The 1,120-nt window shown below is 64.5% G+C and carries 2 protein-coding genes; both read right to left on the minus strand.

What is annotated here, in order from left to right; all coding sequences use genetic code 11:
- Positions 1 to 46: 46 nt before the first annotated feature.
- A complete protein-coding gene (locus AB0K36_RS34650) occupies positions 47 to 445 on the minus strand; it encodes a hypothetical protein (RefSeq protein ID WP_210687522.1) in 399 nt (132 codons plus the stop codon).
- A 42-nt stretch (positions 446 to 487) separates the two neighbouring features.
- A partial coding sequence (locus AB0K36_RS34655; protein ID WP_364601822.1) for a hypothetical protein occupies positions 488 to 1,120 on the minus strand: 633 nt, incomplete at its 5' end.

A 1,120-nucleotide genomic window follows, 5' to 3' on the forward strand; every position in this document is an offset into this window, starting at 1 on the left:
GTGTGCGGGTGCCGTTTGACGTGCTTGATCGGGTGTAGCTGCGCGGTTAGACGGTGGTGGAGGGTTTGTAGGGCCTCGGGGTTACGAACCAAGAGTTTCCGGCCCGGCGCCTGCTGATCCGCTCGGACCAGCCCGGTAAACGGTTGCCGGTTCTCATCAGCCACGGAAAGGGCAGGACTCCGGCTAATGCTGGTGCGACGGCTTGGATCTGATACCAGAGCTTTCCGTATTCCTTGACGATGTTGCTTAGCTGCTCGCTGCGAGCGGTGCTGGCATCGCCCCATGACATCGTGGGTTTGTCGTTGAGTGGGAGGCCCCAGAACACGCGGCGAGACTCGCGGCGGTCGGATCTGAGAGCGGTGTCGAAATCTTCTCGTAGCTGGTGGTACTGGGCAGCCAGGTCGAGTGCCCGTGAGAACTCTTCGCTGAATGGTGTGGTGGTCATGTCAAACATCATGGTCAATCCGTCCGACACATGACGACATCATCAGAGTTCGAGGCCGTGGCTGCGTTGCTGGGTGCGGTCGAGGTCGCGGGCTCGGTGGTCGGTTGCGCGGTATTGGAAGTTGGCGGTGAGTTGGTCGACGCGTTGGAGTAGCTGCTTGGCCTGGGCCTGATGTTCGGTACTTGCCATTGGTGCTGTGGTGCGGGTGGTTTCGAGCTGGGCGCGGGCCCGGTCGATCGCGGTGGGTGGCGCCTGGGCGGTGACTGTTTCGCTGTTGCCGAGGTGCTGGTGCCAGGGCAGGTGTGCGCGCAGGGTGTCGGTGAGCTCGCGGCTTGGCGGCGGCTGCCGGTGCTCTTGGGTGGTGGGTGTCACCGAGGCTTCGGTGTGGGTGACCAGCAGCAGTTTGGTGCGGGTCTGATTGGCATGTTCGGTGAGCCAGCGCAGCTGCTCGGGTTGGAGGTGGTCGGCGTCGTCGATAACGATCAGGGTTGCTTCGGGCAGTTTCCAGCGGCCGGCACCGAGGTTGTCGCGGGCCTCGACGGGGCTGGCGGTGGTGTCGGCGTAGCGATGTTGCGCGGCGTCGTGCTGGGCACGGTCGCTGGCGGGGATGGCCAGCACGCGACGGTCGCCCTGGTAGTTGCCGCGATGGGCAGACTCCGCGAGAGCGACGAGCAC

Origin of the sequence: Streptomyces kurssanovii, from assembly GCF_040677245.1 — a bacterium.
Taxonomy (GTDB): Bacteria; Actinomycetota; Actinomycetes; order Streptomycetales; family Streptomycetaceae; genus Streptomyces; species Streptomyces kurssanovii.

Bases quoted from the DNA above. Each gene is read 5' to 3' on its own strand.
- AB0K36_RS34650 (WP_210687522.1), bottom strand. From the start codon at position 445: ATGACCACCACACCATTCAGCGAAGAGTTCTCACGGGCACTCGACCTG.